General features: G+C 34.5%; 29 protein-coding genes and 1 pseudogene. 23 read left to right on the top strand and 7 right to left on the bottom strand.

What is annotated here, in order from left to right; translation table 11 throughout:
* The 3 genes from MKX45_RS11290 to MKX45_RS11280 all read left to right on the top strand — a co-directional run bounded on the left by MKX45_RS11290 (position 1) and on the right by MKX45_RS11280 (position 3,658).
* Positions 1-1,482, top strand: coding sequence for a UDP-glucose--hexose-1-phosphate uridylyltransferase (locus MKX45_RS11290; RefSeq protein WP_340817220.1), 1,482 nt, complete (start codon positions 1-3; stop codon positions 1,480-1,482).
* A gap of 118 nt (positions 1,483-1,600) precedes the next feature.
* On the top strand, positions 1,601-2,581 hold the full coding sequence (gene galE / locus MKX45_RS11285; protein ID WP_340817219.1) for a UDP-glucose 4-epimerase GalE: 981 nt from the start codon (positions 1,601-1,603) through the stop codon (positions 2,579-2,581).
* Positions 2,582-2,701: 120 nt separating this feature from the next.
* A complete protein-coding gene (locus MKX45_RS11280; RefSeq protein ID WP_042230622.1) occupies positions 2,702-3,658 on the top strand; it encodes an alpha/beta hydrolase in 957 nt (318 codons plus the stop codon).
* Positions 3,659-3,669: 11 nt separating this feature from the next.
* Here MKX45_RS11280 and MKX45_RS11275 read toward each other — a convergent pair whose 3' ends face one another.
* A complete protein-coding gene (locus tag MKX45_RS11275; protein ID WP_015427093.1) occupies positions 3,670-4,047 on the bottom strand; it encodes a MerR family transcriptional regulator in 378 nt (125 codons plus the stop codon).
* A gap of 77 nt (positions 4,048-4,124) precedes the next feature.
* Between MKX45_RS11275 and MKX45_RS11270 the strand changes: the two genes are divergently transcribed.
* Entirely contained in the window at positions 4,125-4,493 is a 369-nt protein-coding gene (locus tag MKX45_RS11270) for a carboxymuconolactone decarboxylase family protein (protein ID WP_128267811.1), read from the top strand.
* An 86-nt stretch (positions 4,494-4,579) separates the two neighbouring features.
* Here MKX45_RS11270 and recF read toward each other — a convergent pair whose 3' ends face one another.
* On the bottom strand, positions 4,580-5,656 hold the full coding sequence (gene recF, locus MKX45_RS11265) for a DNA replication/repair protein RecF (RefSeq protein WP_057720397.1): 1,077 nt from the start codon (positions 5,654-5,656) through the stop codon (positions 4,580-4,582).
* The gene (gene yaaA / locus MKX45_RS11260; RefSeq protein WP_012898492.1) at positions 5,656-6,018 is read right to left on the bottom strand and encodes a S4 domain-containing protein YaaA; all 363 of its coding nucleotides are present in this window, start codon (positions 6,016-6,018) and stop codon (positions 5,656-5,658) included. The genes recF and yaaA overlap by 1 nt, the downstream gene beginning before the upstream one ends.
* A 197-nt stretch (positions 6,019-6,215) precedes the next feature.
* Between yaaA and yfmF the strand changes: the two genes are divergently transcribed.
* From yfmF to MKX45_RS11185, 15 genes and pseudogenes are all read left to right on the top strand, one after another.
* Positions 6,216-7,502, top strand: a complete 1,287-nt coding sequence (yfmF, locus tag MKX45_RS11255) for an EF-P 5-aminopentanol modification-associated protein YfmF (protein WP_023164564.1) — start codon at positions 6,216-6,218, stop codon at positions 7,500-7,502.
* Positions 7,492-8,775 carry an EF-P 5-aminopentanol modification-associated protein YfmH gene (gene yfmH, locus MKX45_RS11250; RefSeq protein WP_057720398.1) on the top strand — a complete coding sequence of 428 codons (1,284 nt, stop codon included), beginning with the start codon at positions 7,492-7,494 and terminating at the stop codon, positions 8,773-8,775. The genes yfmF and yfmH overlap by 11 nt, the downstream gene beginning before the upstream one ends.
* Before the next feature lie 265 nt (positions 8,776-9,040).
* Positions 9,041-9,937, top strand: coding sequence for a helix-turn-helix domain-containing protein (locus MKX45_RS11245; protein WP_015427088.1), 897 nt, complete (start codon positions 9,041-9,043; stop codon positions 9,935-9,937).
* Positions 9,938-9,977: 40 nt separating this feature from the next.
* Entirely contained in the window at positions 9,978-10,550 is a 573-nt protein-coding gene (gene pgsA, locus MKX45_RS11240) for a CDP-diacylglycerol--glycerol-3-phosphate 3-phosphatidyltransferase (protein ID WP_012898490.1), read from the top strand.
* A 282-nt stretch (positions 10,551-10,832) separates the two neighbouring features.
* Positions 10,833-11,036: a hypothetical protein gene (locus MKX45_RS11235; protein ID WP_057720399.1), complete on the top strand. Its 204-nt coding sequence runs from the start codon at positions 10,833-10,835 to the stop codon at positions 11,034-11,036.
* Positions 11,033-11,407 carry a hypothetical protein gene (locus MKX45_RS11230; RefSeq protein ID WP_057720400.1) on the top strand — a complete coding sequence of 125 codons (375 nt, stop codon included), beginning with the start codon at positions 11,033-11,035 and terminating at the stop codon, positions 11,405-11,407. Before MKX45_RS11235 ends, MKX45_RS11230 begins: the two co-directional genes overlap by 4 nt.
* 154 nt (positions 11,408-11,561) lie before the next feature.
* Entirely contained in the window at positions 11,562-12,422 is an 861-nt protein-coding gene (locus tag MKX45_RS11225) for a hypothetical protein (RefSeq protein WP_057720401.1), read from the top strand.
* Between the two features lie 3 nt (positions 12,423-12,425).
* Positions 12,426-12,749, top strand: a complete 324-nt coding sequence (locus MKX45_RS11220) for a hypothetical protein (protein WP_057720402.1) — start codon at positions 12,426-12,428, stop codon at positions 12,747-12,749.
* Between the two features lie 243 nt (positions 12,750-12,992).
* Complete coding sequence (locus tag MKX45_RS11215) at positions 12,993-14,153, top strand: Rgg/GadR/MutR family transcriptional regulator (protein ID WP_340817215.1); 1,161 nt, start codon at positions 12,993-12,995, stop codon at positions 14,151-14,153.
* Between the two features lie 312 nt (positions 14,154-14,465).
* A complete protein-coding gene (hisS, locus tag MKX45_RS11210; protein ID WP_012898483.1) occupies positions 14,466-15,758 on the top strand; it encodes a histidine--tRNA ligase in 1,293 nt (430 codons plus the stop codon).
* A gap of 24 nt (positions 15,759-15,782) precedes the next feature.
* Positions 15,783-16,151: an HIT family protein gene (locus MKX45_RS11205; RefSeq protein ID WP_057720404.1), complete on the top strand. Its 369-nt coding sequence runs from the start codon at positions 15,783-15,785 to the stop codon at positions 16,149-16,151.
* A gap of 60 nt (positions 16,152-16,211) precedes the next feature.
* Positions 16,212-17,984 carry an aspartate--tRNA ligase gene (gene aspS / locus MKX45_RS11200; RefSeq protein ID WP_128267814.1) on the top strand — a complete coding sequence of 591 codons (1,773 nt, stop codon included), beginning with the start codon at positions 16,212-16,214 and terminating at the stop codon, positions 17,982-17,984.
* Complete coding sequence (locus MKX45_RS11195; protein WP_163646743.1) at positions 17,965-18,894, top strand: YitT family protein; 930 nt, start codon at positions 17,965-17,967, stop codon at positions 18,892-18,894. Before aspS ends, MKX45_RS11195 begins: the two co-directional genes overlap by 20 nt.
* Before the next feature lie 99 nt (positions 18,895-18,993).
* Positions 18,994-19,869, top strand: a pseudogene (locus MKX45_RS11190) (YitT family protein).
* 149 nt (positions 19,870-20,018) lie between these two features.
* Positions 20,019-20,903, top strand: coding sequence for a YitT family protein (locus MKX45_RS11185; protein WP_004254791.1), 885 nt, complete (start codon positions 20,019-20,021; stop codon positions 20,901-20,903).
* Positions 20,904-20,942: 39 nt separating this feature from the next.
* Here MKX45_RS11185 and MKX45_RS11180 read toward each other — a convergent pair whose 3' ends face one another.
* The 4 genes from MKX45_RS11180 to hslO form a co-directional block, all read right to left on the bottom strand.
* Positions 20,943-21,173: a hypothetical protein gene (locus MKX45_RS11180; protein ID WP_004254795.1), complete on the bottom strand. Its 231-nt coding sequence runs from the start codon at positions 21,171-21,173 to the stop codon at positions 20,943-20,945.
* Between the two features lie 95 nt (positions 21,174-21,268).
* A complete protein-coding gene (gene dusB / locus MKX45_RS11175) occupies positions 21,269-22,273 on the bottom strand; it encodes a tRNA dihydrouridine synthase DusB (protein WP_340817213.1) in 1,005 nt (334 codons plus the stop codon).
* A 75-nt stretch (positions 22,274-22,348) separates the two neighbouring features.
* Entirely contained in the window at positions 22,349-22,870 is a 522-nt protein-coding gene (locus tag MKX45_RS11170) for a dihydrofolate reductase family protein (protein WP_015427081.1), read from the bottom strand.
* A gap of 54 nt (positions 22,871-22,924) precedes the next feature.
* The gene (gene hslO, locus MKX45_RS11165) at positions 22,925-23,791 is read right to left on the bottom strand and encodes an Hsp33 family molecular chaperone HslO (RefSeq protein ID WP_015427080.1); all 867 of its coding nucleotides are present in this window, start codon (positions 23,789-23,791) and stop codon (positions 22,925-22,927) included.
* 235 nt (positions 23,792-24,026) lie between these two features.
* Between hslO and MKX45_RS11160 the strand changes: the two genes are divergently transcribed.
* The 4 genes from MKX45_RS11160 to MKX45_RS11145 all read left to right on the top strand — a co-directional run bounded on the left by MKX45_RS11160 (position 24,027) and on the right by MKX45_RS11145 (position 26,048).
* Entirely contained in the window at positions 24,027-24,350 is a 324-nt protein-coding gene (locus MKX45_RS11160) for an iron chaperone (protein ID WP_057720406.1), read from the top strand.
* 95 nt (positions 24,351-24,445) lie between these two features.
* On the top strand, positions 24,446-24,697 hold the full coding sequence (locus MKX45_RS11155) for a hypothetical protein (protein WP_057720407.1): 252 nt from the start codon (positions 24,446-24,448) through the stop codon (positions 24,695-24,697).
* 85 nt (positions 24,698-24,782) lie between these two features.
* The gene (locus MKX45_RS11150) at positions 24,783-25,280 is read left to right on the top strand and encodes a pyridoxamine 5'-phosphate oxidase family protein (protein WP_340817211.1); all 498 of its coding nucleotides are present in this window, start codon (positions 24,783-24,785) and stop codon (positions 25,278-25,280) included.
* Between the two features lie 90 nt (positions 25,281-25,370).
* A complete protein-coding gene (locus tag MKX45_RS11145; RefSeq protein ID WP_057720408.1) occupies positions 25,371-26,048 on the top strand; it encodes a hypothetical protein in 678 nt (225 codons plus the stop codon).
* Positions 26,049-26,090: the final 42 nt, after the last annotated feature.

Below are 26,090 nucleotides of genomic sequence, written 5' to 3'. Positions count from 1 at the left end.
ATGTCAATTTATCAATCAATTCAAGATTTTATTAGTCTTGCTTTACAAAATGGAACGATTGAGCCACTTGATGAGCTCTATCACAGAAATCAACTTCTTCATTTTCTTGGTCTAAATGATTGGGCAGAAGTCGATAAAGAAGCTCACGAGAAAGATTCCTTGATTTTAATGGATCAACTTTTAGCGATTGCAAATGAAAATAATATGATTGAAAAAGGACAAGATGAATTTTATGAAGCTGCTCTGATGAATTTTATTACACCACGCCCAAGTAAAATCAATCATGATTTCTGGGAAAAATATAAAACATCTCCAGATGCAGCAACTCAATATTTTTATGAACTGGCACAGCAAGTGAACCAAGTAAAAACTCGAGATATTGCACGTAATATTGCCTTTAGTCATTTGACAAAATATGGAAAACTTGAAATAACGATTAATCTCTCAAAACCAGAAAAAGACCCCAAAGCCATTGCGGCAGCTAAATTAGTAAAGGTTTCCTCTTATCCAGCCTGTCAACTTTGTTTGGAAAACGAAGGATTTTATGGCATAGGAAATAAACCTGCTCGTTCTAATCATCGAATCATTCAAGTTTCAATTAACGGCGAAGACTGGGGCTTCCAATATTCTCCTTATGCCTATTTTAATGAACACTCGATTTTACTAAATTCTAAACATCAACCAATGGAAATTAATAAACGTGCTTTTGATAATTTATTGGGATTTCTAGATCAATTTCCTGATTATATGATTGGTTCTAATGCAGATTTACCAATTGTTGGAGGGTCAATTTTGACCCATGACCATTATCAAGCTGGCCGTTATGAATTTCCGATGGCAAAAGCAGAACTTCGAGAAGAAATTAAACTTCAACATTTTCCAGATGTTTCTTGTGGAATTGTGAATTGGCCAATGTCTGTTCTAAGATTATCAAGTAAAAACCAAGTAGAACTTTCAAAAGCTGCAGATGAACTTTTAAAAAAATGGCAAGTTTATAGTGATGAAAGTCTTCAAATCAAAGCTAAAAGTGCTGACGGAAAGTTTCATCATACAATTACTCCGATTGCTCGAATTCGAGAGGGGAAATATGAATTAGATTTAGTTTTACGAGATAATAATACAAGTGAAATTTATCCAGATGGAATTTTTCATCCACATCCAGCCCTACACCATATTAAAAAAGAAAATATTGGATTGATTGAAGTGATGGGACTTGCAATTTTACCAGCCAGGTTAAAGACAGAACTTTTGGAAGTTGAAAAATATCTCTTGAATCAAGAAAATGAGATGTCAGAAATTCACAGACCATGGGCTGAAGAATTGAAAAAGACAGAATATTTTTCAAAAGAAACAGTGCATGAAACAGTTCAGGGAGCAGTTGGAGAAGTATTTGAACAGGTGTTGAAAGATGCCGGAGTGTTCAAAGATAATCAAGAGGGACAAGCTGGTTTCCATAGATTTATTAATTTTATAAATGCTTAATCCTAAAACTAAGTTTAAAATTTATTGAGTGATATTAGCTATCATAATTGTTAGTGTTTCCAAAAAGTGATACAAATTCTCAATAATTTGATATAATGTATAGAAAATGGAGGTTTTTATGACAGTTGTAGTTCTTGGTGGAGCAGGATATGTGGGAAGCCATGCGGTAGACATGCTTCTTAAACGTGGTTATGATGTGGCAGTGGTGGATAATTTAGTGACAGGCCACCGTGAATCTGTTCCAGCAAATGTACGCTTTTACGAGGGTGATGTGCGTGATCATGCTTTCTTAGCTAGTGTTTTTGAAAAAGAAAATATTGAAGGAATCATGCATTTTTGTGCTTACTCTTTAGTGGGTGAGTCAATGCAAAAACCTTTAATGTATTTTAATAATAATGTTGGTGGTGCTCAAGTAATTCTAGAAACGATGGAAGAATTCGGAGTAAAACATATTGTTTTCTCAAGTACAGCAGCTACATTTGGAATTCCAGAAAAAAGTCCAATTTCAGAAAAAACACCTCAAAAACCAATTAATCCTTATGGTGAAAGCAAATTAATCATGGAAAAAATGATGAAATGGCAATCGCAAGCAACTGATATGACTTATGTCGCTTTGCGTTATTTCAATGTTGCTGGGGCTAAGGATGATGGTTCAATTGGTGAAGCTCATAAAAATGAAACACATTTGATTCCAATTATTTTGCAAACAGCACTTGGCCAAAGGGAATTCATTACTATTTATGGTGATGACTATCACACGCTTGATGGAACTTGTATTCGTGATTATATTGATATGGAAGATTTGATTGAAGCACACATCAAAGCACTAGAGTATCTTAAAGCGGGCGGTCAGTCTGACCAATTTAATCTCGGTTCAAGTAAAGGTTATTCAAATCTTGAAGTACTTGAAACAGCACGAAAAGTAACAGGTAAAGAAATTCCAAGCCAAATGGGTGAACGCCGTGCAGGAGACCCAGATGAACTAGTTGCTGATTCAACAAAAGCTGGTGAAATTTTGGGTTGGAAAGCACAAAATGATTTAGAGCACATTATTACGAACGCTTGGAAATGGCACCAAAGTCATCCAAAAGGTTACTGATAAATTATCTAAAGTTCGAAAAAAAGCTCAATTTTTTGAGCTTTTTTATATGTAATCGTCATGAAAATGTAATGATAATTGTGATAATTATTAATAAAAAAATTTGATATAATGAAGTGGATGAAAAAAAGACAGTTAAGAAGAAATAAAAATAAATTTAAAAGGCTTTCTCTGACTTTTATTGCTTTAGTTATCGTTCTTTCTGGAACAATTTTCGTCCTCTCTTGGTCGAAAGCTCAGCATTCACATGCTAAAAGTGATAATGGAACGAGTTTGTCAACGACAGCGGAAGTTAAGGAGAGTACTTCCTTAACTTCGAATTCGAATAAGCAAATAATTTATCCTACGATTTATATTGCAGGTTCAAGTGGCAGTGTTACACCAGTGGATTGGTTAGTTCAACGGCTACTTCCGATTGAAAATGTACCCGCTCATAAATCTTTGTCAATTACTGCAGATACTAATAAAAATAATATATTAAAAATTGAAGGACAAATTTCACAAGATAACCAGTATCCGATGATTGAATTTGGGACAGTAAAAGGAACTGACTCTGGTTCGATATATTCTGCAGGATTACAAAAAGTAGTATCTTATTTGATGCAGAATTATCAGATTCCTTGGATTAATCTCGTCGGTTATTCTTCAGGAGGGACCGGTGCTGTGTACTATATGATTGATACAGCCAATAATCCAAATTTCCCTCCTGTTAATAAATATGTATCTTTGGATGGGGAATACAATAAAGGAACTAATCTCCAATACGGAGAGAGTTTGACTAATGTCATACAAAACGGACCATTAATTAAAACACAAATGTATCAATACATCGAAGAAAACTATGAAAGAATATCTCCGAAAGTTCAAATGTTGCTATTGGAAGGAGATTTTAATAGTGCAAAGCAGACAGATAGCGCTATTCCTTGGGCAGATAGTTTTTCAATTTATCATCTTTTCAAGAACAACGGAAATGAAATAACTTCAACTTTATATCCAACTAAAACGAGCCATTCACAAGCTCCAAAAAATCCAACTGTAGTAAAATATGTTAAAAATTTTCTATACGGAACACCATAAAAAACTCGGAATTAAGATTCCGAGTTTTTTTGAAGAGTTTCATAGTAATGATGTTTTTTTTGTAAAATAAAATCTAAGTGACCTTCTAAATCAGTAATTTGTTGGCGTAAAATTCGCTCTTGTTCAACTAAAAGTGAAATACGTTGAATAATTGTTGAATCGCCTTGTTCTCTTAAGCGAGAATAATCTTGGATTTTTGCAAGAGGCATTCCTGTTGCTTTAGCTCTTTTGATAAAGTAAATCCATTCAAGGTCAGCTTCTGTAAACTCTCGATAATTACTAGAGTTTCGAGCAGGTTTTAATAAATCAAGTTCCTCATAATAACGAAGAGTAGCGATTGGAAGTTCTGTCAGTAAAGCTATTTCTGAAATTTTATAAGTTTTAGTCATTTTTTTCTCTTTTTCGCTTGCCCTCAAGTTAACTTGAGGGTTTATAATGATTTTATCATAGAAAGCTGGTAAATAAAATGAACAAAAAAGAAATTGGTTTAAAAAATTTAGCGAAAATTGACGGAGTAGCTGCTGAAGTTGTTTTTGATTCACTCAAAGATCTTGCACCAGACTTGAATGATATGATGCTAGAATTCGCTTTTGGAACGATTTATGAGCGAGGAGTTCTCAATTTTAAACAGCGTGAAATGATTACTATCACCAGTTTGTTGACTCAAGGAGGCTGTGAAAATCAATTGCGCGTGCATATTCAAGCTTCGTTAAATGTTGGACTAACGCAAGAAGAAATTATTGAAACTTTTATTCACTGTGTTCCTTATGTCGGTTTTCCAAGAGTTTTGAATGCTATTTTTGTTGCTAAGGAAATTTTTACTGACAGAAAGTAAAAAAGTTACTGATGAATTTCTGTCATAGGATAGCTGTTACTGCTTTAGCAGTTTACAGATATGCTAGTAGTTTCATCAGTAACTTTTTATTGCTCTTGTTCAATGGTTCCAGCATTAACATGGAAAATACTCAGATTTTCAGGTAAATTTTTAAGATGATCAAGAGTGGTTGTAGTTATAAAAGTTTGTGTTTTACCCAAACTTGTTTCAATCAAATCAAGTTGACGATGATTGTCTAATTCACTCATGACATCATCTAAAAGTAAAATCGGATACTCACCAGTCTCTTCAAAAATTAAATCAATCTCTGCTAATTTAATTGAGAGAGCAACGGTTCGTTGTTGTCCTTGACTACCAAAATCAGCAACATTGATCTCATTGATAAAAAATTGTAAATCGTCACGATGAGGGCCAACTGATGTTTGATGCCTAAAAATATCATGGTCTTGTCTGCTCAATAATTCTTTTGAAAAGTCAGTTTTCACATTTTGATTATAAATGATTTTTAAATTTTCTTTACCATGAGTAAGTTGCTCATGGATTTTTTTTGCATGAACTTCAAGTTTATCAATAAAATTTTGCCGCTCAAGCATGATTTTATTACCATGTTCAGCTAATTGTCCGTCAAGAACACTTAAAAAATTTTTATCAATTTTGTCTTTATCAAATTTTAAATAAGCATTCCGTTCTTTTAACGCACGATTATATCGCATGGAATCATAAAGGTAAACCGCATGAATTTGTCCTAGTTCAATATCCATAAATTTTCTGCGGGTAGCAGGAGAACCTTTGACCAATTCCAAATTTTCAGGTGCAAACATCAAGATTTTTAGTTGACCAATGTAGTCGGCTAAGCGATTTTCTTTGAGATGATTGGCTTTAGCAATTCTCCCTTTGGGACTTAATTGAACTTCAAGTGGAACAGTTGCATGAGCTTTTTCAACGACTCCTGAGACCTTCATTTCTTGTTGCGACCAAGAAATGAGCTCTTTATCGTGACTTGTTCTGTGACTACGAGTGAGTGCTAAAAAATGAATCGCCTCAAGGATATTTGTTTTCCCTTGAGCATTTTGTCCTAAAAAAATATTGAGATTAGGGTGAAAATCAAGTTTTAATTCCTCATAATTACGAAAATTTTTGAGTTCAATTACTTTGAGTTTCATTATTTTCTACCAGGAAAACGTGGCGGAGCTTTTTTAGCTGGTTTTGTCGTCTTGTTTTCCGCGTTCATTTTTTTCACAATAGCTTTAACACGCGCTTCTTCAGCTTTTTCTGCTTCATGTTCTTTAATCGCATCAGCGTCAGCTTGCTCAAAAGTAACTTTTAAATCAAAAGTTGGAAATTCTAATAAATCTCCGTCACGGAGTTTTTTGCCACGACGATTTTCAGCTTCGCCATTATAGAAAATATTTCCTTCGTTTTCAGCAAGGAAAATTTTTGCTTGACCTCCTGTTGAAATTAATCCAAGTTCTTTCAAAACTTGTCCGAGTGTGATATATTCTTCAAATAAAATGTATTTTTTCATAGTCTTATTTTAACATAAATCTGAAATTTAGTTCATTGGAAATTTAGAAATTTATTGAATAAAATAAGGAAACTTTAAGATAAAAATTATTCGTCATTTTCGTTAGGAAATCTCACAAAATTGCTTCAGTTTTTGGTATAATAAAGGTTGCCTTAATAACTAGAAAAAGCTTGATAAAATAGGAAAGTGATAGTCAATTGACAGAAATTAAAATGGCAGATGGAGTGATGCTTCATCTCATTAAAGAAAGCAAATTTAAAACAGTAAGACTAATGGTTCGTTTTCGTGAAGAAATGTCAGCTGACACCCTTGGAAAACGTGTCCTTATTTCTAATATGCTCGAAAGCACTAATGCGGTTTATCAAACCGGAAAAGATTTTAGTCGCAAATTATCTGAAATGTATGGCGCTTCGTTTACGACAGGAGTGGCTAAAAAAGGGAAACAACATTTACTTTCTCTTAATATGAGTATCGTAAATCCTAAACTTGTTGATTTTGATACTTTGGGAGCAGCAGTCGATTTCTTGAAAATTGCAATTTTTCAACCCGATGCTGCTAATGGTCAATTCAATCCCGAAATTTTCAAAAGAGAGCAAAGAAATTTATTGCATTATTTGGCCTCAATGAATGATGACCGTTCTTATTATGCCAGTCGTCAGTTGGCTAATTTATTCTTTGAAGATGAAAATCAAGCACTACCAAGTGTTGGAACGAGCGAATTGATTGCCAAAGAAAATCCAAAAGCCGTTTTTGAATATTATCAAAAAATGCTGACAGACAATGCCATTGATATCTTTGTCTTAGGTGATGTAGATGAAAAACGAATGATTGAACGATTCTCAGACTTCAATTTTACTGACAGAGCTGTCAGTAAAGAAATTTTTTATCAACAATCACTGACAGAAAGCTCAGTAGTGACAGATGAAAAAGAGGTTGCTCAATCTATTTTGCAATTCGCTTATCAAATGCCAATTGCTTATGGAGACAAAAACTACCTTGCTTTGCAAGTGATGAATGGACTTTTGGGAGGTTTTGCTCATTCAAAACTCTTTACCAATGTTCGGGAAAAAGCAAGTTTAGCCTATTCAATTTCTTCAACTTTTGATTCTTTCACAGGTTTTCTAAAAATTGCAGCTGGAATTGACGTTGAAAATTATGAAGAAGCCAAAAGTTTAATCTTTGAACAATTAGAAGCCATAAAATCAGGAGATTTTACAGAATTAGAAGTTGAGCAAACCAAAACAATGTTACGAAATGCTTATTTTGTGGGGCAGGATTCGCCGTCAAACACTATTGAGCTAGAGTATGTAAAAGCACTTATTCCAGATAAATTTTTACCGATGTCTGAATTTTTAAATGCCCTCGAATCTGTTTCAAAAGCCGATTTGATTAGCGTTGCAAAATCATTAAATCTGCAGGCAGAATACTTTATGAAAGGATTTACTGTGAATCAGGAAAAAATGGAGGTCAGCCTTGAAAAGTAAGTTTTATGAAAAAATAGGTGAGAGATTATTTACAGATATTTTGCCTAATGGCTTGACAGTTTATTATCTTCCAAAAGCAGATTACAATCGAACTTACGGCTTGTTCACTACAAATTTTGGTTCACTTGATACAAGTTTTGTCCCATTGGGAGAAAGTGAATTTCAGACTTTTCCAGAAGGAATCGCCCATTTCTTAGAGCATAAACTTTTTGAAAAAGAAGAGGGTGATGTCATGTATAAGTTTGGAGCTTTGGGAGCTCAAACTAATGCTTTTACAAGTTTTTCAAGGACTTCATACCTTTTTTCTACTCGCGAAAATTCTTATGAATGTACAGAACTTTTACTTGATTTTGTCCAAAAACCTTATTTTACAAAAGAAAATGTTGAAAAAGAACAAGGAATTATTCAACAAGAAATCCAAATGTATCAAGATGACAGCGATTGGCGTCTTTTTGCAGGACTTTTGGAAAAAATGTACCCTGATTCTCCTTTAGAAGCTGATATTGCTGGTACACCGGCAACAATTAATGCCATTACGGCAGATGATTTGTATAAAAATTATGAAGTTTTTTATCATCCTAAAAATATGAATTTGTTCCTAACAGGTCCTTTTGATATTGAGATGATGTCAGACTTTGTAAGAAGTAATCAAGCTAAAAAAGACTTTGCTGATTTAGCAGAAATTCAAAGAAAAGAAATTAAAGCGAGCGAACCAATTTTGGGAGAGAGTTTGGAACTTGAAGTCGCCATGCCAAAATTTGCTTTGGGTCTGCGCGGTGAAGACCAACTTTCAAGTGACTCAAAGACCCTATTTAAATATAAATTAGCCAATCAACTTTTTCTCGATTTGCTTTTTGGTAGAACCAGTCAGCGCTATGAAGAGCTTTATAATTCAGGCCTAATCGACGATTCCTTTGGTTTCTCCTTTGATTTGGACAAGAGATTTCATTTTGCAGTGTTGACTGCTGACACAGAAAATCCGCAAATTTTAGGTCAAACTTTGCAAGAAGCCATAAAAAGTTATAAAATAGATAGAGATTTTAGTGAGGAACATCTCGACTTACTCAAAAGAGAAATGTTGGGAGATTATTTTAGTTCATTAAATTCGCTTGAATATATTGCGAATCAATTTTCATCAGAAATTTATGGTGACTTAACTTTCTTTGATTTCCCTGAAATTTTGAAAGAATTAAGTCTGTCAGAAATTGAAAAATTTGCTGACCAATTTATTTCTGAGATGAAAAAAGTAGAATTTACAATTTTACCTAAATAAATCCCTCTGTCAGTAAGACAGAAAAGCTAAAAATCTACTGACAGAAATTTAAGGATATCCGTAAGGGACTAAAGTCCCAACGGATATCCTTTGACAGAAATTCAAGCCTATTAAAATCTTTCTGTCAGTAAAATAAAAAGTCGCTCAAAGTTTCAGTGAAACTTTGTCAGCGCAATTTCTAAGGCGAGATAGTAAAAATCTCCAAAATAAACAAAGAACAGTGATAATTAACAATCGATGTGCAGTACAAAAATGAAGGGAGGATATGTTGACAATCAAAACAATCGGACAAGTCTTAAAAGAAAAGCGGACATCGCTTGGACTTGATCTTTCTGAAGCAGAACAATTAACTCAAGTACAAAAATTATATATCGTAGCACTGGAGACAGATGACTATAAAGCCCTACCGGGTGACTTTTACATTAAAGCTTACCTCAAACAATATGCAGAAAAATTGGGGTTGAATGCAGATAGAATTATTCAAGCCTATGATGAAGGCAAAGGAATCACAGTTGAGGATAAAGAGGATATCCTAGAAAATTATCATTTTGTGAAACCGAGTGAGCGAGTAGAACCTGAGGAAGAAGTGCCAAAAACATGGCGTCATTATGTACCAATTATTTCTTTATCAGCAGCGGCATTATTAATTGTAGTAGGTGTTTTTGCAGCGGTAATTATGAATAAACCAGAAACACCAGATTTAATAACCAATGATTATTCTTATTCAAAGAGTGAAGTTAGTACTTCTAAGTCTTCTACAAGCTCTACAAAACCATCAGAAAGTAGTACACAAGCAAGTAGTAGTACACCTGAACCAACAATTGCTATCTCAGGCTCAAGTTCGGCATTGATTGCCACAATTTCTAATATTTCTGACCCTATAAAAGTTGATTTTTCAGTTGCAGCAGGACGAACAATTTGGGTTGGCATGACGAATTCCAATGTTCCAGCAACTGGTCAAACATTATCTGATGGAGCCAATAGTCTGTCTGCTTTAGTGACAACAGGCGCAGAAAATTCAGTAATTACACTTGGAAGTGTTCAAGGGCTTACCATTACGGTTAATGGAAAAGCTCTTGATTTATCATCACTAACCACAACTGGACCAAATAAAATTACTTTACAAATTAATCGAACGACAAGCAATTCAGCTGCTCAATAAATAAAAGTTGAGGCTTATTTTAAGCTGTAAAAGGAGAACTATGAAAGAGAAATTACCCAATCAATTGACAATGGCAAGGATTTTTATGATTCCAATCTTTGTGATTTTATTTTATTTACCAGAAGGTGCACATTTTAATGGTTTTGTTTCACAAGACCATAGTTCAGTGATGTGGGTTATCGCAGCAATTGTATTTGCCGTAGCCTCATTTACTGACTGGCTTGATGGATATCTCGCCCGTAAATGGCATGTTGTCAGCAATTTTGGTAAATTTGCTGACCCATTGGCCGATAAAATGCTCAATATGGTTGCCTTTGTTGTTCTTGTTGGACTTCATGTTGTTCCAATGTGGGCTGTTGCAATTATCATTTGCCGTGAGCTTGCGGTTACAGGATTGCGCCTCTTATTGGTTGAACAAGGTGGAGTTGTTATGGCGGCTGCAATGCCTGGTAAAATCAAAACTGCCACACAAATGTTGAGCGTTATTTTCCTTTTCATTGGGAATCCCTTGTATATAGGAACAATCCTCTTTTATGTTTGTGTCTTCTTTACCATTTATAGTGGCTATGACTATTTTGCTAAAAATATGCAAGTTTTTAGAAATGCTGATTAATCATTTCCAAATAGAAAATAAAAAAATTCAAGTATTTCTACTTGGATTTTTTTATTTGGAGTGCCAGATATGGCACGAATAAAAGAAGTCGAAAAATCAGCTGTTATAATGATTTTGAAAATAAAAAAGATAAAACTCGATTGTAAATTTAGCAACAAGTAAACTCCTGCAATAGTAGAGAAAAATAGTTTTCAATTTTATATAAACAACCAAAATGATTATTTGTGTAACCTAAACTAATATTTATTGGATAATCCAATTAGAAAAAGGGAAGAAAAGATTATGAAAAAAGGACTAAAGTTCATTCTTATAATTATTTTTGCGGTGATTATCTACTTTGTTGTAAGTTTTACCTATAGCAAATTCAGTAATAATCCAACCCCTGAAAATAATTCATCAGTGGATATGAATATTGTAAAAAATGGTGATTCAATATTTTGTGATGAAGTAGAAGCTTCCACTTACCCTACCCTACCCAATGGGTGACATGGAAATCATATAGTTCAAATACAAATATTCAAAAAGCCACTCGTGCAGTTCAAAAATCAATTGTTACTACTGCAGTAGTTCTTCTTTTGGCCAAAAAAGGCAATGCAAGTTCTGGAGAAATTAAGACAGCCGTAGCAGCTGCCTTGACACCTGCCATTTATGATTATATAGCTGATTCAAGTAAAAATGTGTATTTTACAGGAAAAATCGAAGTTAGAATTGTAGGAAATACAGGGTTATTTTATAATCCTAAATCATATCAAACAAGAGTTACTATTACATCATATAAGGATAGTGCACATAAAAAACTTATAAAGACAGCAGTAGAAACTAGATACGGACATCCCGGAATGACTTATGGATTCTGAGGTCACAAGGCTCTATGATGCCGATTTGCATCATAAGTTTAAAAAAGAAAAAATACATGGGTTCACAATAGAAAGGAGATTTTTTGCACAAATGAACAGAAAATATTATTACAAAAAAAGTCTTGCGCCCTGAACCTAAAAAGGAGACAAGCAAATGAAAAAATTTAAAATTGGAAGCCTCATCGCACTACTACTGGGATTAGTTCTGTTTACAGGACTAATCGTTAATGCTGATGAATTCACAAATGTTGGAAGTCTTTATGATAAAGCTGTCAACGAAAACATTATTGACCCCAATCTTTATCCAAAAGCAAATTGGGAAAAAGACGAAATTTCTACTATGCGCCCCTCCTATGAAGAATACAAAAATTATGATTCATCAATCACTTATGAATCATGGTTAAAACTCAATAATTATGGTGTTATGACTGACACAAAAGAACCAGTCTTACAACTTAAAACCCCCGCTGAGTCAAATATTAGACTGAGAACGGCACAAGATAATATTGACAAATTCTGTCGTGATACCCAAGCCGGTGATATTTTAATCGTTGGTGGAGACTTTCCTACGGGAGTAATTGGACATGCAGCTATCTTAAATGCGGACGGTTATGTTTTAGAAATGCCAGGTGGGGCTAATTGGTTTTGGGGAATAGCAGATAATAATCGTCAACTCCCTAAAAGACAATGGATTACTGAACATATTAAAGAATGGACATCTGTTTACAGAATAAGAAATACTGGTTTAGCAAGACAAGTTGCTCAATATGCAGATACTCATTATTATTCTACCACTGGAAGTATAACTAAAAACATTCATATTGATTATAGAATTACCACTGATATTAAAGGAGTAAATCCTAACTATTGTTCAAAATTAGTTTGGCAAGCTTATTATTATGGCACTGGTGATTTACCGGTTATGTATGGGATAGGAAGTGGAGTTGTCGTACCGACAGGGTTACCCGCTTTATTTACCCAAGCATACGCTCCTTATCAGGTAGGAAGATACTAAACTATGACAATCAAAAAAACAATTCCTATTTTACTGACCATTTGGCTTTGGCTCTCTGCTCCCTTCTTTAGTCAGATTAGTTTTATGAATAAGTCTTTTGAACTTATCGGTAAGATGTTAAGTAATATAAGTCCGGTTGATTGGCTGGTGCCTGTCTTACTATTGTTAGGAATTCCCGCTTTTTCCTTTATCTTCTATCTTTACTTTTATATCAAAGAAAAAAATAATGATTTAAATCTAGTCTACCTTCTATTTGCTACGCTTTGCTTTTTAAGCCTTATGGTTTTCGGTGTTATTACATCAATAGGATTAGGCTATCTTTTATGATAAGGAGAAACCGATTATGTTTTTAGTGACTATAGTATTTCTAGCCTCAATCATTTTTGTAGCAGGAATCTTTTTTCTAATCGTTAAATTGGTATCCAAGATAAAAAAGTCGGACTGACATTGAATCGAAAGTAGAAGACCCTCTTCAGGGTCTTTTTATATCTTAAAAAACTGATTCAGGACTTGAAAACGCAAACAAATAGTTATATAATAAAACGATATTATTAAAAGAGTGATAATTAGATGAAACAAAAGTCACAAAATTATGGTACTTGTTTCAAAGAGTTGCGTCAACTGGCAGGTTTTAAATATAAAGATTTAGAATCAATTATTTCTAAAAATGGAATTGTTAGGTTTGAAAACGGGACTTCAAATATTTCATTTGAGAGATTAGCTGAACTTTTAAAATTTATGGGTTATACTTTGAGTGACTTTATGTATTTATCTGGAGAAAGTCGAGTTGATGAAGTTTATGGGGAAAAGTTTCATATCATTCGCTACCAGCAAGGCTATCGTGATGATTTTTTTATTCCAGTTGGCGTAAATCCTGTTCGTTTGAAGCTATTTGAAAGTGGAAAAATTTTGCTACCGTATGATGTGATTGATGCAATGCTTGGGCTCATGCATATTCCGGAACAGGATTTTTCTTATATTATCAATGGAAGTAAGGATGATTATTTTGTTCATTATATCAACTGGTTGGATAGGATACAGTTAAGAGAAGAATTTGCGGAAGCAGAAATGATTCAAAATGAAGCACACAAATATGCGAATAATCAAGAAATAAAAGGTAAGATACTTAAAGAAAATTTTGAAACTTTGAACTATAACAATGAGTGGCTTGAATTGCATTCGCAAGAAAGATTGACCAGACAATACACTGATTACCGTGTCTTAGAATTAACTGCTAAAGCTTGTCATCAAATATTAAATGATGAAGAAGTAACAGAAATTGGTGATTTTTTATTTGGAATCGAGCTTTGGCTTGAATATAGTTTAGGAATTTTGGCTTTAAATGCTTGGCAACTCCCTTACTCTTTAGTTTATGCAATATTATCAGATATTAATTTACATGAGAAAGAATATAAAGGAAAATTAATTTATCGACGTCGTATTGTACAGACTGCCGGGCGATATGCTATGACACTCATAAGTAGAGGGGAAACCCAAAAAGCAAGTGACTTATTATCAATGGTTCATCATTATGCAGAAGCACTTGATACACATGTCCAAGGACTTTATCGCTTTGCTTGGGCTTATTTAGATTATAGGAATGGAAAAATAGAAGGTCAAAAAGAAATGCTTAGAGTGATTGCCTTATTTGACTTTTTAGAAGTTCCTATTAGTCGTGATTTTGCTCAAAAATATTATAATCGCCATGTTCTTAATTTAGAAGAATCATAGAAGTTAAAATATTTTCTAAATCCTACAAAAGTTGCTTGCTTTGGCTCACTTTTTGCGTTACAATAATAGAAAAGAGAGTGAGTGTTGGTGAAAGCTCATAGGGTTTGTGACAGTGTTTATCGGTGATAACATTATAATCAATCTGAGGCTCTGATTTTCTAGGAGCAAATTTAGGTGGTACCGTGCAATGATGCACCCTAGAGCGAGAAGCTTTAGGGTGCTTTCTTATGTAAACGGTATCTTTGAAATGAATGTTCAAACCCAATGAATAATCATAAAGATTTCTACTCCCAGTTAACCGAAAGGAAAAAAATGAAACTTCAAAAACCAAAAGGAACAGCAGATTTACTGCCTGCTGAAACTGCAAAATGGCAGTACATCGAAGAAATTGCTCGTGGTGTTTTCAATGATTATAATTTCAAAGAAATTCGGACACCAATGTTTGAAAGCTATGAACTTTTTAGTCGTGCAACAGGTGAAACAAGTGATATTGTTACCAAAGAAATGTATGATTTTGAGGATAAAGGAGGACGTCATATTGCGCTTCGTCCAGAAGGAACTGCCTCAGCTGTTCGGGCTTATATTGAGAATAAACTCTATGCCCCTGAAGTAGTAAAACCAGTGAAGCTATGGTATGACGCACCAATGTTTCGTTATGAACGTCCACAATCAGGACGTTTACGTCAATTTCATCAATTTGGTGTAGAGTGTTTAGGAGTGAAAAATCCAGCAGTTGATGTAGAAATTATTGCAATGGCTGACACACTTTTCCGCCAGTTAGGAATTACTGGTCTTAAACTAGCTCTAAATACACTTGGAGATATGGAAAGTCGCATGGCTTACCGTCAAGCATTGATTGATTATTTGACTCCTTTTGAAAATCAACTTTCAGAAGATAGCCGTCGTCGTCTCAATGAAAATCCTTTACGCGTTTTGGATAGTAAAGAAGCAGAAGACATCGCAATTGTTAAAAACGCTCCAGCTATTTTAGACTATCTCAATGAAGCTTCAAAGGCTTATTTTGAAGAAGTGAAAGCCTTGCTTGAATCCTTACATATTGAGTACACTATTGACCCAAATATGGTTCGTGGTTTAGATTATTATAATGATACAATTTTTGAATTTATTGTTGATTTTGATGGCAAAGATTTGACTGTATGTGGTGGTGGACGTTATGATGGGCTAGTTGAATATTTCGACGGACCAGCAACTCCTGCCTTTGGTTTTGGTTTAGGAATTGAAAGACTTTTGATGATTGCTCAAAAACAAGAAATTAATTTCATTCCTGAAGAAACTTTGGATGTTTATATTGCTGTAATGGGCGAAAAAGCAAATCTTGAAGCAACAAAATTAGCTGAAAGCCTACGTGAACAGGCCTTTAAAGTCGAACGTGATTTCTCAAATCGAAAACTAGGAGCGCAATTTAAAACGGCTGAAAAATTGGGTGCTGAGTTGATTATTACACTTGGAGAAGATGAGATTCGCACAGGTCAAATCAAAGTGAAACATAATCAAACACGTAAACAAGTAGAAACAACACTTAAAGCTGTTCATGAATCATTTGCACCGATTTTTGAAGAGATTTATGCGGATGAAGAACTTTAAGTGACTTAAAGCAGGGGTGAATTGATGACGGATTGTCCATTTTGTCAGATGAAAGATACAATCTTTGAAAATGAATTGGCACAGGCATTTTATGATGCCTATCCAGTCAGTGAAGGTCATATGTTGATTACGCCTAAAAGACATGTGTCTTCATATTTTGAGATGACCAAAGCTGAAAGAAAAGCAATTGAAGAACTTTTAGACTTATCAAAAGATAATTTAACTGAGAAATTTCATGCCGAGGCCTACAATATTGGCATTAATGTTGGTAAAGCAGCTGGACAAACTGTTTTTCATTGTCATGTTCATCTAATACCGCGGCATCATGGAGATGTAAAGAATCCAACCGGTGGTGTTCGTGGTGTCATACCTGAAAAACAAAACTATAGATAATAAAAAGAAAGAGGAGTAAAATTTTACTTTGTGTACTAGAAGAGTAAAATTTACATTTATATGAAACGTACAAATTACGCGGGAAATATTACAGAAGAATACTTAAATCAAACGGTTACGGTTAAAGGCTGGGTAGCCAAACGCCGTAATCTTGGTGGATTAATTTTCATTGATTTACGTGACCGAGAAGGGATTGTCCAAATCGTTGTCAATCCTGAAACAGCAGCGGCTGATGTGGCAGAAGCAGCTGATAAAGCACGCAATGAATTTGTTCTTGAGGTGACAGGTAAAGTTGTTGAGCGCGCAAGCAAGAATGACAAAATTAAAACTGGTGGTATTGAAATTGAAGCGACTGCCATTGAAATTTTGTCTACTTCTAAAACAACACCTTTTGAAATTAAAGATGATGTTGAAGTTCTTGATGATACTCGTTTGAAATATCGTTACCTTGATTTACGTCGTCCAGAAATGCTTAAAAATATCACAATGCGTCATGCGACGACTCGTTCAATTCGTGAATATTTGGATGGAGCAGGATTCATTGATGTTGAAACACCATTTTTAAATAAATCAACACCAGAAGGAGCGCGTGATTATCTTGTTCCATCTCGTGTTAATAAAGGTGAATTTTATGCTCTTCCACAATCACCACAATTAATGAAACAGCTTTTAATGACTGCTGGACTTGATCGTTATTATCAAATTGTTAAATGTTTCCGTGATGAAGATTTACGTGGTGACCGTCAGCCAGAATTCACACAAGTCGATTTAGAAACATCATTTTTGTCAGAAGAAGAGATTCAAGATTTGACAGAAGGGTTAATTGCTAAAGTCATGAAAGATGTGAAAGGAATTGATGTCACTTTACCTTTCCCACGTATGAAATATGATGATGCCATGAACTTTTATGGTTCTGACAAACCTGATACTCGTTTTGAATTGTTACTGACAGATTTGTCAGCACTTGCTAAAACAATTGATTTCAAAGTTTTCCAAGAAGCAGAAGTTGTTAAAGCGATTGTTGTCAAAGATGCTGCTGACAAATATTCTCGTAAGGCAATTGATAAATTGACAGAACAAGCCAAACAAAATGGGGCCAAAGGCCTTGCTTGGGTTAAATTTGAAAAAGGTGAATTTGCTGGTGGCGTTTCTAAATTCTTAGCAGAATCTACTGACAGCTTTGTTAATGAATTGAAATTGACTGACAATGACTTGGTGCTCTTCGTTGCTGACAGTCTTGATGTAGCAAATTCAGCTCTTGGTGCGCTTCGTTTAACGATTGGTAAACAACAAGGATTGATTGATTTCCGTCAGTTCAATTTCCTTTGGGTCATTGATTGGCCTATGTTTGAGTGGTCAGATGAAGAAGAGCGTTATATGTCTGCTCACCATCCATTTACTTTACCAACGAAAGAAACACAAGCTTTTTTATCTGCTGACGGACATAGCAAAGATTCTGATTTGAAAAAAGTTCGTGCCCATGCTTATGATATTGTTTTAAATGGTTATGAACTTGGTGGAGGGTCATTAAGAATTAATACCCGCCAACTTCAAGAAGAAATGTTGAGCGCTCTTGGCTTTAAATTAGAAGATGCAAACGAACAATTTGGTTTCTTGCTTGAAGCACTTGATTATGGTTTCCCACCACATGGCGGTTTGGCGCTAGGTCTTGACCGTTTCGTAATGTTGCTTGCTGGAAAAGACAATATCCGTGAAGTAATTGCTTTCCCTAAAAATAACAAAGCCTCTGACCCAATGACACAGGCTCCATCCATAGTTGCTGAAAAACAACTGGAAGAATTGAGTATTAAACTTGCAAACAAAGATCAATAAAATTCTCGGCGGCCTTCTAGATAGAATTGGACTTTATCAAGTTTTAAAATCTATTGGCGCTGAAAAAATGGCAAATAAATTTTCGGCAGCAGTTGTTTATGCTGTCTTCTCATCATTCGCATTGAACTTTTTCTATCAGCCAGGACATGTGTATGCTTCTGGTGCGACGGGGGCAGCTCAGGTTGTTACTGAATTAGTAGCAAGAATAAGTGGTCATAATATCTTACCTATTTCTGCTTCTTTGATATTAGTAAATGCGCCACTTTTCATTCTTGCTTGGCGAGGAATAGGCAAACAGTTCACCGTTTATACAGTGATTACAGTTGTTATGAGTTCAGTTTTCATTCATTTTATTCCAGTGACGTCCTTAACTCATGAGCCAGTTATTAATGCTGTCTTTGGTGGGGCAATTATGGGATTTGGTGTTGGGAATGCAATGAAATCTGGGATTTCTTCTGGAGGGACTGATATCGTCAGCCTCTATATGCGTAAGAAAACAGGAAGAAGTGTTGGAACTTTGGCATTTCTGGTCAATGGTGTGATTATTTTTACAGCCGGAGTTCTTTTTGGCTGGGAATACATGCTCTATAGTTTAATTGCTATTTTCGTTAATTCTCGTGTACAAGATGCAATCTTTACAAGACAAAAACGTCTTCAAGTAATGATTGTAACTAAAAATCCAGAATTACTGACAAAGAAATTAGTGAATCGTTTTAAACATGGAGTAACCATTTTACATGACGCGGAAGGTGGCTATACACATACCAGTCAGACCGTCCTCATGACTGTCATTACAATGTATGAATATCAGGAATTCAAGGATATTATTCAAAAATATGACGAACATGCTTTTGTATCAATATCGGAGAATGTTCGAGTGCTTGGAAAATTTGCAGAAGTAGAAGACTAACTGCTTAGGTTTTACATTGAAAAAAGAAAGATAAAAGGGAGAAAGCCAAAAGGAGGACTTTCTCCCCTTATTATCTGAAAAAATAAAGGAGGAAATAAAATGAAAAGATTTGCACGAGTACATTTTTTGTACTTGCTTGCCATCGCAATTGGTACTGGAATTTATGCTTTTGGCTTTGTCGCCTTTAATATGGCGAATCACTTAGCTCAAGGAGGGGTCGCCGGACTTTCTTTGATTTCTTATGCTTTATGGCATATTGACCCTTCTTATGTTCAACTTTTAATCAATATTCCTCTTTTGATGATAGGTTATCGTTTTTTAGGAAGAAGAACCTTTATTTATACAATTTGGGGAATAGTGAGTTTAGCTGTTTGGATCTGGATTTTCCAAAGGGTCAGTTTTACAATTAATATTGGAAATGATACTCTAATAGCCGCTTTACTCGCCGGAGTTTTTTCAGGTTCAGGAATTGGATTAGTCTTTCGCTTTGGTGGAACAACAGGTGGGACGGATATTCTTGCTAAGTTATTTCAAATAAAAAAAGGAATTCCTGTTGGGCGAATGCTTTTTATCTTTGACTCTTGTATTTTGGCTCTATCTTTAAGTTATGTTGACCTTAAACATATGATGTATACTTTGATTGCCAGCTTTATTTCAATGCAAATGATTAATTTGATTCAAAATGGTGGTTATACAGTTCGGGGAATGCTTATTATCACAAATCATCATGTAGAAGTTGCTAAAACAATTATTGAAGAAATTGGCCGAAGCGCAACATATTTACACGGTGAAGGAGCCTATTCAGGAACTTAAAAAGAAGTGCTTTACGTTGTTCTTAACCCAAGTGAAATACAAGAAGTAAAACAAATTCTATCGGTAATTGACCCGAATGCCTTCGCTTCAGTCATCAATGTTCATGAAGTTGTGGGAGATTTCTCTCCTAAACGGGGTAGATTTAAAGATTTAAAAAAATAAAATAGCTCATTGAGCTATTTTTTTTAAGATATTTAAGTTAAAAAGGGAGAAGTTTTCAAAAGTTGACTAAATTCTAAATTTAAACTACAATAGATTTAAACGTCCTTGCCCTCGGCAAGGATATTTCATCGAAATTTTTGAGGAATATTATGAAAAAATTATCTAAGGTGCATTTTTTGCAACTTCTTGCTGTTACAATTGGTACAGCAATCTATGCCTTTGGTTTTGTTGAGTTCAACATGGGGAACCACTTGGCTGAAGGTGGAGTCGCTGGGCTTTCATTGATTGGTTATGCTTTATTGAATATTGACCCTTCCTACACCCAGCTTATCTTAAATATTCCACTTTTAATTCTTGGCTATCGCTTTCTTGGGCGCCGAACCTTTGTTTATACAATTTGGGGAATCGTGAGTCTTTCAATCTGGATGTGGATTTTCCAACGGATTCCAGTCGCAATTAATGTTGGCCATGATTATTTAATCGCTGCTTTGCTCGCTGGTGTATTTGCCGGAACAGGAATTGGTTTAGTTTTCCGTTTTGGTGGAACGACTGGTGGGGCCGATATTATTGCCAAGCTTTTGCAGATTAAGGCTGGGGTCGCTGTTGGGCGAACTTTCTTTATCTTTGATGCTTGTGTGATGTTACTTTCATTAAGCTATATTGATTTACGCCATATGATGTACACTTTGATTGCAAGTTTTGTGGCAGCACAAGTAATTAATGTGGTTCAATCTGGTGGTTATACGGTTCGAGGAATGCTTATTATCACGAATAACCATGCTGAAATTGCTAAAGCAATTATTGAAGAAATCGGTCGTAGCGCGACTTATTTACATGGAGAAGGGGCTTACTCAGGAAATTCTAAAGAAATTCTATATGTTGTTTTAAACCCTGGAGAAATTCAAGAAGTAAAACAAATTTTGTCTATTCTTGACCCGAATGCTTTCACATCAATTATAAATGTTCATGAAGTCATTGGTGATTTTACTTATCCACGCAGTCGTTATAAAGTGGCTAAAAAAGGAAAAAAATAGCTCCAGAGAGCTATTTTTTATTTTTGTCAGTGAAATTAATTATCTTGAAAGACGTGCGCCTTCAATTTCACCGGTAGATTTGACTCCTTCAACAGAAAAACTATCTGCATTGATTCCAGTTTTGATATTTTCCAACTGCTTAATTGTCTTATCTAACTGAATCAAGTTTTGAACATTGTATTCAAAAGTATAATTACTAATTTCTCGTTTTGCTTTCTTCAGGTGAATAATAGCTTTTTCGATTTCTTCAGTGGCTTTTGTTGTACGCATATAGAAAACCCTTTCTATTTTCGGAATTGTGTGAATATTTATTTCTATATTTATTATAACTAAAAAACCTGGAAATTTCCAGATTTCATATCGTTTTATTTGATTCCATTCACAAAATTATCGAGAATAGTGATAATTTCTGCTTGTGATTCTGCTTGATTGACAGCAACTTTTACTTTTGCTGCACGAGAAGCTCCTTTTAGGTAATATGCTGCATGCTGACGAAATTCTCGGCTAGCAAGATTATCACCTTTTAATTCGACGAGACGTGCCAAGTGAAGTTTTGCAATTTCCATTTTTTCCGCAACTGTTGGTTCAGGCAATAGCTCACCTGTTCGTAGATAATGCTCGGTACGATGAAGAATCCAAGGGTTTCCAAGGGCTGCTCTTCCCATCATGACCGCAGTGACGCCTGTTTCATCAATCATGCGTTTCGCATCTTCAGGAGTCTTGACATCGCCATTTCCGATGACCGGAATATTGACATTTTCGGTCAATTTTTTGAGCCAGTGCCAATTTTCTTGAGCATTTCCTGTATAAGCTTGTGCTTTGGTTCGTGCATGCATAGAAACAGCCGCTCCGCCTCCCGCTTCAATTGCTTTAGCATTTTCAACTGCAAAAAGGTGGTCATCATCCCAACCAACTCGGATTTTCACTGTTAATGGTCTTGAAATAGCTTTAGAAACAGCAGAGACCACATCATAAACTTTATCAGGATCAAGCAAAAGACGAGAACCGGCTTCGTTTTTAGTTACTTTGGGTACTGGGCAACCCATATTGATATCAATAATATCAGCAACAGTATTTGCTTCAACAAATTTGGCTGCTTCAACCAAAGTATCTACTTCACCCCCAAAAATTTGCATTGAGAGTGGATGAGGTACCCCTTCAAAATCCATCATTTCCAAAGTTTTTTTGTTGCGATGTTCAATTCCTTTATCAGAAATCATTTCAGTTACAACAAGTCCAGCTCCAAATTCTTTAGCAGTAGTCAGAAAAGCTTTATTCGTAATTCCGGCCATTGGTGCTAACACAATTTTATTTTTTATTTCGATATCGCCAATTTTCCACGATTCGTTGTAAATTTTGTCCATAGTCATAAAGAATATTATAGCAATTTTTTGAGATTTCACAAGGTTTTAAGGCTTAAAAAATACTGACAAAATTGTCAGTATCTATTTTTTTACTAAATAATGTAATTCAACAAATTGTCCGTAGGTTTTTGTATCAATCAGTTGAAGTTTCTCTTTGTAATTTCCTGACGGAAAAAGTGGAATTCCGCCTCCTAGTAAAACTGGGGCAATGGTAACTTGTAATTCATCAACCCAATGATTTTCAAGAAAAAGTTTGATGACTTCTCCGCCGCCAACAACCCAGATATTTTTGTCAGTATCCGCAAAATTTACTGACAGCTCTGTCAGTTTTTCTTTGTCAATAAAAACGATATTGTCAGTAGAAGAAATTTCTTGATGAGTTAAAATATAAGAAGTTTTGTCAGAATAAGGCCACTGACCGGCTTGCTCTTTTTCTAACCAATCATAAGTCTTTTTCCCCATAATGATTGTATCAATACCACTATAAAAAGCACCATAGCCGTTATCACCCTCACCCTCAACATCAAAAAGCCATTGGAGACTTTCTTCTTTGGTGGCAATATAGCCGTCTAATGTAGAAGCAATAAAAAGTTTTACAGTCATTTTTCTCAATTCTATTTACTGACAGAATTTCTGTCAGTAAAATAATTAGTTATTTTACTTAAGGAGTGCTTTTAATTCATCTTCAGAATACTCATATTTGTTTTCACAGAATTGACAAATAATTTCAGCACCGTGATCCTCGGATATCATTTCCTCAATTGGTTCTCTTCCTAAAGATTTAATGCCTTCAAGGAAACGTTCCTTACTACAATCACATTTGAATTCCAAAGGAAATTCACCAAGATTTTTGTATTCCATATCGCCATAAATATTGTCTAACATCGTTTTTAATGGTTCTTCACTGGTCAGCATTGTTGCAATTGAAGGCATACTTTTGATATTATGTTCAATTTCGGTAATTTCTTCGTCAGTAGCATCTGGCAAAGCTTGCAACATAAATCCACCAGCAATTTTGACTGTATCTGAGTCTTCATTAAGCAAAACATTCACACCAACAGAAGAAGGAGTTTGTTCTGAACTTAAAAAATACCAAGCTAAGTCTTCGCCAATTTCACCAGTAATTAAATCAACTTGACCACTATAAGGTTGTTTAAGTCCCATGTCTTTGACCACAACTAAAAAGCCATTACCAACAAAAGGAGCAACTAATACTTCACCAGTTGAAGCTTTTTTATAGTCGAGTTCACGATTTTTGACATAACCTTTGACATGGCCGCGGCTGTCAGCGACTGCGATGATTGGACCCATTGCCCCATCACCCAGAACTTTAACTGTAATTTTAGTATCACCTTTTTCATTAGCTCCTAAAATTTGTCCAGCAATCAATGTACGACCTAAGGCAACCGTCGAAGTTGGCCATGTTTGATGGCGTTCCTGTGCTTCTTTCACAGTTAGGGTTGAATCCAAAGCAAAAGCTCTGAAATGCCCATTTTTTGAGATTGATTTGATAATTTTATCCATGAGTCTATTGTACCACAAGACCCCAACTGACCTCAATAGAGCACAAAAATTGTCAATCAATAAATGATATAAAAGCAAGAAAAAACCTCAGATTTTCCTTTGATGTTTGAGAAAGCTTAAAAGTGTTTGTTAAGAATAAAGGATTTTGATAAACTAATAGCAGTAAATAAATTTTTTGAACATATTATTACTAAAAACAACAAAAAAATGATAATGAAGATGAGAGAGGCCTGCTATGGAATTTGAAGATTATTTTAAAAATGATGAGTTAATGAACATTGTCAGAGAAACTGTAAAATTGGTCTTTCCTGAAGTACAAGAACGGATTTCCTATGGAATGCCTGCATGGTTTAAGGATAAGAATGTCCTTATTTATGCAAGTCCTCAAAAAAAGCACTTAGGAATATATCCCAAACCAAACTTCATTGAAAATAATAGTGCGTCTCTTAAAGAACAATACGAATGCAGTAAAGGGACCATAAAAGTCCCTTATGATGTTGAAACCAATGAACTCAAACGCTTAGTTAGTGAGATTGTAAAATGGAACTTGGGCCATTAAATTTAACTGATATTCTGATAATAAACTATAAAAATTATTTGTATTTGTAAATTTATGTATCCTGAAACCAATTATTAAAAGAAAGAATGTGAATTATGCGAACTGTACCACTTGGACCAATATTAATATTTATTGCTTTTTTTATATTAATTTATATAGGACTAGTCATAGCAATTATTTTAACTGCTTTTATCAATGCAGTTCGTAAAAATGAAAATGTAGATGAATCATTTTTAGATAGATTTGAACGTCTTAATAAAGAATATTTTTATACGATGTTTAAGAAAGGTTACAAGCCTAAAAAAGAAGCTTTGCCCGAATGGATTCGTTGGATTAGTAAGCCCTGAGAATGGTATTTTAAAATAATCATATGTAAAAACTTAATATAAATTAATTGAACAAATACAGAAGTAAAGGATAATAAAAATGGATATGAGAAGAGCTAAAAGACAGGTCACAGATATTGAGCTAATTAAAAAACTGGTTGAAGAAATACAAGTAGTTCGTCTGGCCATAAATGGAGAAATTTACCCCTATGTAGTACCAGTAAATTTCGGCTATTCTTGGGATAATAATGATCAACTAACATTGTATATTCACGGAGCAAAAGAAGGAAAGAAAGTATCAATGCTAGAAAAAAATCCTTTAGTTGCTATCGAAATGGATAGTCATCATAAGCTAATCGAAGGAAATAAAAATGCTTCAACTTATTCTTACGCTTATCAAAGTTTGATTGGTTTTGGAAAAGCAGAAATGATAGAAAATTTGGACGAAAAGAGGGCGGCATTGGAGCTTTTAATGGAGCATGCAGCAAAAGGAAAAGAATACGACCCCATGCCAGAAAAAATGTTAGAGCGAGTTGGAGTAATAAAAATTGAATTGGACTCATATACTGTAAAACAAAATATCCATCCTGAGGAAAAAAATTAGAAATTTTGGGGACCTATATTGTTAAGCTACATAAAAATGTTCTTTAAAAGAGAATGATTTTATATAAATTATGAAAATTTGGAGTAGAAAATGATTAGAAAAAAGGAGTGGGAGAAATCCTTTAAAAATGTAAATGGGCGTGAGCCTAATGAAGAAGACTATGAAAAGGCTCTTTCACTAGGATTGGTACGCGAGGAGTCTAGTGTTCCAAACTCTAATAAAAAAACAGTGCTTGTTTTAGGAACTGTTATTGTGAGTCTTTTAATATTTGCGATAGGAATTTTATTAACGATCTTTTTCTATCCCAGTCCAAAGAGTTCACAAGCAAGTTTTGCTAGTAGCACTTCTCAATCTTCCAAAAAAGAAAGGGAGTCTACAGATACTGGCTCTTCAATTAATTACAAGGATTCATCAAACTTATCACAAGAAGATCAGGAAAAACTTGAAGAAGGATATAAATCTATTGAACTTGAGAAAGAGGATTGGCATAGACAAATGTTGCGAGATATCATTACCATGTATGCTGAACCAAAAATAAGTTATAGTGACAGTCAGTTTCAAGAAACATATGATAGCGATTATAAGCAGTGTACAGAAGCGATTGAAAACAAAGTAAAAGAAATACTCCCTGAACATTTAAGAGCTTATACTGAGGCTCATTATGAAAATGGAGGATTAGGACTTCCTACTTTTGATAATATAATAAATGAAGCAAGAACATATTATAATTCAACCACTAAAAATTGGACATATCCTCATGATTCATAATTTTTCAATCACAAAATAAAAAAACAAATTTATATGGAATAA

It is taken from the genome of Lactococcus sp. FSL W8-0209, from assembly GCF_038006585.1.
Classification (GTDB): domain Bacteria; phylum Bacillota; class Bacilli; order Lactobacillales; family Streptococcaceae; genus Lactococcus; species Lactococcus lactis.
Note: the sequence above shows the minus strand (reverse complement) of the source record. Positions and strands in the feature narration are given on the sequence as shown.